The sequence below is a fragment of the Bradyrhizobium sp. P2_E8 genome (assembly GCF_056403875.1).
The window spans coordinates 1-5,773 of record NZ_JBFUES010000463.1; the positions used below are offsets into that span (position 1 = coordinate 1).

Annotated in this window: 10 protein-coding genes; 5 read left to right on the forward strand and 5 right to left on the reverse strand. The window is 60.5% G+C overall.

What is annotated here, in order from left to right; genetic code table 11:
- Together AC1D00_RS23645 and AC1D00_RS23650 are read right to left on the reverse strand one after the other, a co-directional pair.
- Positions 1 to 197, reverse strand: a 197-nt coding sequence (locus AC1D00_RS23645; RefSeq protein WP_477012316.1) for an HU family DNA-binding protein, incomplete at its 3' end; no start/stop codon positions are given.
- A 274-nt stretch (positions 198 to 471) separates the two neighbouring features.
- Positions 472 to 645: a hypothetical protein gene (locus AC1D00_RS23650; protein WP_404556246.1), complete on the reverse strand. Its 174-nt coding sequence runs from the start codon at positions 643 to 645 to the stop codon at positions 472 to 474.
- Between the two features lie 80 nt (positions 646 to 725).
- Between AC1D00_RS23650 and AC1D00_RS23655 the strand changes: the two genes are divergently transcribed.
- The 3 genes from AC1D00_RS23655 to AC1D00_RS23665 all read left to right on the forward strand — a co-directional run bounded on the left by AC1D00_RS23655 (position 726) and on the right by AC1D00_RS23665 (position 2,115).
- Positions 726 to 911 carry a hypothetical protein gene (locus AC1D00_RS23655; RefSeq protein ID WP_027542681.1) on the forward strand — a complete coding sequence of 62 codons (186 nt, stop codon included), beginning with the start codon at positions 726 to 728 and terminating at the stop codon, positions 909 to 911.
- A gap of 146 nt (positions 912 to 1,057) precedes the next feature.
- Complete coding sequence (locus AC1D00_RS23660) at positions 1,058 to 1,360, forward strand: hypothetical protein (RefSeq protein ID WP_027542680.1); 303 nt, start codon at positions 1,058 to 1,060, stop codon at positions 1,358 to 1,360.
- A 260-nt stretch (positions 1,361 to 1,620) separates the two neighbouring features.
- A complete protein-coding gene (locus tag AC1D00_RS23665; protein WP_477012317.1) occupies positions 1,621 to 2,115 on the forward strand; it encodes a hypothetical protein in 495 nt (164 codons plus the stop codon).
- 173 nt (positions 2,116 to 2,288) lie between these two features.
- On the opposite strand, the gene AC1D00_RS23670 is transcribed toward AC1D00_RS23665, so the two are convergent.
- Positions 2,289 to 3,263: a Bug family tripartite tricarboxylate transporter substrate binding protein gene (locus tag AC1D00_RS23670; RefSeq protein ID WP_477012318.1), complete on the reverse strand. Its 975-nt coding sequence runs from the start codon at positions 3,261 to 3,263 to the stop codon at positions 2,289 to 2,291.
- A 381-nt stretch (positions 3,264 to 3,644) separates the two neighbouring features.
- Here AC1D00_RS23670 and AC1D00_RS23675 point away from each other — a divergent pair, with 381 nt between their 5' ends.
- On the forward strand, positions 3,645 to 4,235 hold the full coding sequence (locus AC1D00_RS23675) for a hypothetical protein (protein WP_477012319.1): 591 nt from the start codon (positions 3,645 to 3,647) through the stop codon (positions 4,233 to 4,235).
- A 264-nt stretch (positions 4,236 to 4,499) separates the two neighbouring features.
- Positions 4,500 to 4,826 carry a hypothetical protein gene (locus AC1D00_RS23680; protein WP_135173652.1) on the forward strand — a complete coding sequence of 109 codons (327 nt, stop codon included), beginning with the start codon at positions 4,500 to 4,502 and terminating at the stop codon, positions 4,824 to 4,826.
- 395 nt (positions 4,827 to 5,221) lie between these two features.
- Here the strand turns inward: AC1D00_RS23680 and AC1D00_RS23685 are convergent, their stop codons facing one another.
- Positions 5,222 to 5,485: a hypothetical protein gene (locus tag AC1D00_RS23685; RefSeq protein ID WP_135173650.1), complete on the reverse strand. Its 264-nt coding sequence runs from the start codon at positions 5,483 to 5,485 to the stop codon at positions 5,222 to 5,224.
- Positions 5,485 to 5,685, reverse strand: a complete 201-nt coding sequence (locus tag AC1D00_RS23690; RefSeq protein ID WP_135173649.1) for a hypothetical protein — start codon at positions 5,683 to 5,685, stop codon at positions 5,485 to 5,487. Before AC1D00_RS23690 ends, AC1D00_RS23685 begins: the two co-directional genes overlap by 1 nt.
- Positions 5,686 to 5,773: the final 88 nt, after the last annotated feature.

Genomic DNA, 5,773 nt, shown 5'->3' on the forward strand with positions numbered 1-5,773 from the left:
CCCATGCGGGCTTCGGTCGCCGGCTTGTTCACGACCGACATCTTCACGAAACCGGGAATGACGAACTCGCCGGACTCGTTGAGCTCCTTGTAGCCGACCGTCGCCATGTACTCGATGACCGACTTCACGTCGTTCTTCGCAAGCTGCGTGCCCTCGGCAATCGCATCGATCAATTGAGTCTTGGTCATCTTCGCCATGTCAAACGTCCTTCTGAATTGGGTGCGCGCGCGCTTTGAGGGTACCGTGCCGGGCACGCGACAAAGCCGCGCAGCGCGCTTTGTGTTCATGCCAGCGGTCAGGAAGTCACCGGGCTTAGAACCCATCGGGGCCGAAAACGCAAGCCGCAGTTTGACGTGAGTTCCGCCTCTTTCGGCGGGATAACAGCGCCTGTATCGACACGCGACGATTCGAATTCAGCAATAACCGTAGAGGGTTCTGCCGGTTCGCCGCGAGGCAGCATCGATGCCCGTATCACCCGAAGTCGCGGAAGCCCCAGGCCAGGATTCCGAACATCAGGACAACAATGCCGGCCGAGCCGACGACGACAATGAGCACGACCCTGGTACCGGAGAGGCCTGCCTGCCTTGCCCTGACGGCGGCATAGAACAGCAAGACGAACAGCAGCGGGCCGATGAACAGCAGCATTGCCTGCTCCCTGAGACGCGGAAAGATGAGTGATCCCAAGGCGGGTTCTCTTTCGAGAGCATTTGTTGCATAGTGCCGCCATGGCCAAAACAAAAGTGACGTTTAGAGCGGTCCGGATCGCCGATGGCGACTGGAAGATCCTGGCGGACTACCCCGACCACGAACAGCGCGAAATCACCGGATTCACCAGCAAGGCGGATGCCGACGACTGGATCAACGGCGATCGCAAGATCGCGTGGCTCCGTTCCCAGGGCTACGCCAAGTGACGTAGCTGTCGCGCGCGACAGCTGCGTTCACGGGCGGTCGCAAGATACCTCATCGTGAAACCTGTGGTTCAGACCGCGTTGTTGACACTTCAGTAACCCAACGCATCCAAGCTCCCCTTGGTATCGTTGCGTTGGAGTATCCCACAGTGCTGGATTTTCACGAGCTGCGTGAACTCGCGGCCGATGTTCGCGTGTTTGTTGATGTCGCCGAAGACAAGGCCGAGGCGCTCAAAGCCGTCATCGCGGCCTATGACGTCGTGTTGGCAATCTTCCCTTCCGAAGAGGGCATGGGCCTTCATGTCATCAAGGGCAAGGAGATCCTGGACACGATCGCAAGGTCGCGGACCCATGCGAGCTACAGCCACACGGCGATTGCGGTCCCTGACCTGCAGCATGCACAAGCGCTCAAGTACTTGACCGCGCCTGTCGAGCAGCGGATTGCAGCCTAGGACGGTGAACTCGTGTCCCGGACGCGCTGCAGCGTGCAACGCTGCCGCGCAGAGCCGGCACCAGCAAGCCACACACTGCACGGCCGATAGATAGGCCCCGGCTCTGCAGCGCACCGCCGAAGGCGCGTTGCGCTGCGTCCGGGGCAAGAACGCACAGCACGACGCACTGTCGCCGCACAGCTCCCATTGCGATGACGCCCAAGCCCGACTGGCGGGATGCCTCGGCTACTGTATGGTCGGGTGTTTCTCGCGAGGGGCTGATGAAAATTGCCATTGTTATCGCCGGCTTGATCATCGTTGCCGTTGCCGCCCTCGTGGCGATCCAGCCAGGCTTTTTGAAGCCTGCATCGCTGTCCCTGGTGAAAAAGTCCGACATCCTCGGCTTTTCCCCCGGGATGACATTCGACGAAGCAAACAAGGTCGTCACGCAACGCCGCTACCGCTGCCGCCAGCTTCGCGGGTCCTACACCCTCGAATGCGCTGTCGATGGCGCCAAGCTCACGATCGATGGCGACGACGTCGACGCCAAGCACCCCATCTGGCGCGTCCATGCGGTGCTGAGTAATCCGGGGCCGCAAGACGCCGCCGTCAAATCGATCTCCGACCAGTTCAACGCCGAGCCGACCGGGGACCCCCGAGAGGGATGGATCTGGACCGTCGGCCGCGGGCTGAAGCTTAGCTACGACGGCAACGCCTTGAAGCTCGTGGACGAGGCTGAGGAGGCCCGGCTCGGCAAAGAGGGATCAAAGCGCTAGGGACGCTGCGCTGGCGTCAATTAAGTGCACTGAATGACGGTGACAGTGCATCAAATTCATGTGTCGTCGCCATGCGACTAATCCCGCGGCTTCGGTCCGCGCTTGGCGGGCAGTGTCAATTAAGTGCACTGTCAACGTAACACTAGACTTGCCCGATCACGCGTGCGCCACGGTCATTCAGCCTTGATGTTGGCGTCCTTGATGATCTGCTGATACTTCGCCATCTCGGCCTTGATGTAGCCGGCGAAATAATCCGGCGTGGAGCCGAGCGGTTCGAATCCGAGAAGCGCGAAGCGTTCCCTCACCTCCGGCCGCTGCACGATCCTGGCGACCTCGGCTTGAATTGTGGTGACGAGGTCAGCGGGCAAGCCCTTCGGGCCCCACAGGCCGTACCAGGAGCCGAAATCGAAACCCTTCATGCCGGACTCGGCCACGGTCGGAATCTCCGGAGCGATGTCGATGCGCTTGGTGCTGGTGATGGCCAGCGCCTTGATGCTTCCGGCTTTCGCCAGCGGCAGCGAGGACAGGATCGGATCGGCGATCAACTGCACCTGGCCGCTCATCAGGTCCGTCAGTGCCGGGCTTGCGCCCTTGTAGGGCACCACCAGGGTGTCGACACCGGCATCGCGCTTGAGCAGTTCGATCGCCATGTGCCCGGCCGAGCCGAAGCTCGATGTCGCGAAGGTGTATTTGTTGGGATCCTTGCGAACTAGGTCGAAGAATTCCTTGAGAGTCTTGGCGGGCGTCTGCGCCGTGGTGCTGACGATCAGCGGTCCGCTGGCCACCAGCGAAATCGGCGTGAAGTCGGTGACCACGTCGTAGGGAACGGCCTTGTGCAGGAACGGCGTCACCACATGGATCGACGCGGTCAGCATCAGCGTGTAGCCATCCGGTGCGGCCTTGGCGACATAGTTCGCCCCGACGATGCCGCCGGCGCCACCGGCGCGGTTCTCGACGATGAAACTCTGCCCGTACGACTCGGTCAGCTTTTGCGCGAGAAGGCGCGCGACGCCGTCGACTGATCCCCCGGCGGGATAGGGCACCACGACGGTCACCACCCGGCTCGGATAGGTCTCGGCCTCGACCGGCGCCGTGGCAAGCCCGAACAGGGCCGTGCCCAGCAGGGCAAGGACATCAAGTCGTTTCATCGAGGATCCTCTCAAGCGTCGCGTTGGAAGATGCCCCGGGTCGCTTCCCCCGTCGAATATGTTTTGGCCGGAGACGAACCCGGCATGGTCTGAACGCAAAACCGCGTTACGGCGACAGTACATCAAATTCATTGGCCATCGCCAACCTGCCGGGCCGCCGCAATCGAGGGTTCTCTCTGATGTGGCGGTGACAGTGCACTCAACTCACCCCTGCTGTCATTGAGTTGAGTGCACTGGACTGCACCCCTGAAGCGACGCCCGGTCATTCCGAACGGGGCCAGAGGTTGTCGGTTCCATCAGGGACATCTGTCAGGTTATGATGTCAATGCATCACTTTATTGGGGCAATCGAATGAAGGTTGTATTGTATTTGGCGACTTCCTTGACGCTGGTGCTCTGCTCGGCGGCTCAGGGGCAGCCCGCGGCAAGTTGCGTCAACAAATTCATCGGCACCTGGGTTCACCACGGCATCGGCGGCCAGACCAACACCTCGAAACTGCAAGCGGACGGACAGGCCCTTTGCAGCGACAACACGAATTGTGTTCAGGGCACTTGGACGTGTGCGGGCAACGTGCTGACCTACGACAACGGGGGGTACAAGACCGACTACACACTGCAGGCCGACGGCACCATGACTGCGCGAGGTGGCATCGTCGTAACCCGTGTCGGAGCTGCCCCAAAGCCGGCAACGCCGCGCGAGCCCGCCGGATCGAACAACACAGCTGCCTGCGGAGGTCTCCTCGTACAGGAAAAGCAGGACAACGGCGCCAGGGCAGGCAACGTTCACGAGCGTTCGTATGTGGTCTGTCAGAAGTTCGAGAACAAGTGCGGCTACCCGGTGTCCTTTGCCGTGAAAAGCAACAAGGTCAAAATCAAGCTGTCCGCCACTGTTCAGCCGAGCAAGATGGAGACGATTTGCGCCACGTCCGAGAACGAGACGCTGCAATATCTTGGTTGGAAGCCGACCCTCTAGAGAGAGGAAATTATGGTGACGGTGCACTAGCTTGATTCACGATCGCCACCCTTCTGACTCCGGGGGCTTTGGCCGGCAGCTTGGCGGGAGTGCCAACTCAGTGCACTGTCACCGTAATTACATCGACCACCCGGCCGGCTCTGCGGGTTCAGTGCACGCTTGGCGGACAGCGCCAATTGAATGCACTGTCACCGTAATTCTTGCGGCATGGTTTGCGTGCCGTGCGACCGGCATGATAGCCAGACGGCCCAACCGAGACAATTCATGACACGCAAGAACGTCTATCCGTTCGTACTCGCAGTCCTGATGTTCGCAGGTTCGGCTCGCCTATCGGTGTTCGTCACGTGGCTGGGATTTCCCGACGGATTCATGTCTCAGCTGGACCGCGCCGAGCAGCAATTGGCCATCTGCCTGACCTGGTTCAGCCTCGCTTTCGGGATCGGATTCCTTGGCCTCGGCGCATGGTCATTCCGTGCAGATGTGAGGAAGCCGCTGACATATGCGAGTATCCTCGTCCTGCTCGTTGCTGCGGGCTCTGTCGCGCTTGATCTGCATTTTCGAAGCTACATGATGGACAGCGCCGGCGGCTGAACGTCCGTACGGTGTGAGCGAGGTATGGATCTTCGCACTACGGGAATTACGGAATTACGAGAATTGCGGTGACAGTGCACTAAATTGATTCACGATCGCCACCCTTCTGACTCCAGGGGGCTTCGGTCGGCAGGGGATAATTCACTCCCGCATGTCCCTGGTCGCGAAGTGGCATCCAAACGCCACCAGGGCCAGAGTAAACGATGAGCCGAGCAGAATTCGCAGAGCCAGTTCTGTCCCCTCGCTCACATACCTGACGTCGTGCCGGTGCGCGTAACGCTCGGGATGTGCGGCATCGGGCGCTTGAGGAGAGCTCGTCAAAAGCACAAGCCACGCGACGGTCCCGCAGATCGCTGCAACCCTCGCTATCTCTCCGATCCTTTGAAGCCAGCGTTTCATGCTGCCCTCAGCAGCTTCAAAACGCTGAGAATGGCGAAAGCACCGAGACCATAGGTCAGTGCATTCACGACCCAGGAAATAGCGATCCCTGCGAAGGCGCTGCCTCCGACCGCTCCCCAGAAAAAATAGGCTGCGGTGACGCCAGGCCACTCCAGCGAAAGAAAAGCGTAGTCGGTTAGCGGCTCCAGGACGAGCAGCCCTGACGAGATGAGCGCCCCGATGGCCAATGCGATGATGAGGTTCGCCTTCACGGAGGGCATCACAACCCCAGCAGGCCGGCGACAACAGGAATAAGGAAATAGGCGGCGATCCCGAGAACGCCGCCTACGACAAAGCGTGCGGCGCGGCCGTGAATCTTCGTATCGAGCCACGCACAAATAGCCACCGCAGCCTGTCTCAGCCAGCTACCGACGAGGCTTTTGATGAGATCAAACAGGAGTTCTGCAAGGATCGCGGCCATTGCGTTTAGTCGCCCCGCCTCCGGTGGGGTTCAACTGCCGAGGGTTCGGGCATTTTCGGTTGGCAAGCATCGGGATACGGCGCAAGAG

Coding starts and splice junctions, on each gene's coding strand:
- AC1D00_RS23680 (WP_135173652.1), top strand. CDS start 4,500: ATGACACGCAAGAACGTCTATCCGTTCGTACTCGCAGTCCTGATGTTC.
- AC1D00_RS23690 (WP_135173649.1), bottom strand. CDS start 5,685: ATGGCCGCGATCCTTGCAGAACTCCTGTTTGATCTCATCAAAAGCCTC.
- AC1D00_RS23670 (WP_477012318.1), bottom strand. CDS start 3,263: ATGAAACGACTTGATGTCCTTGCCCTGCTGGGCACGGCCCTGTTCGGG.
- AC1D00_RS23655 (WP_027542681.1), top strand. CDS start 726: ATGGCCAAAACAAAAGTGACGTTTAGAGCGGTCCGGATCGCCGATGGC.
- AC1D00_RS23665 (WP_477012317.1), top strand. CDS start 1,621: ATGAAAATTGCCATTGTTATCGCCGGCTTGATCATCGTTGCCGTTGCC.
- AC1D00_RS23685 (WP_135173650.1), bottom strand. CDS start 5,485: ATGCCCTCCGTGAAGGCGAACCTCATCATCGCATTGGCCATCGGGGCG.
- AC1D00_RS23650 (WP_404556246.1), bottom strand. CDS start 645: ATGCTGCTGTTCATCGGCCCGCTGCTGTTCGTCTTGCTGTTCTATGCC.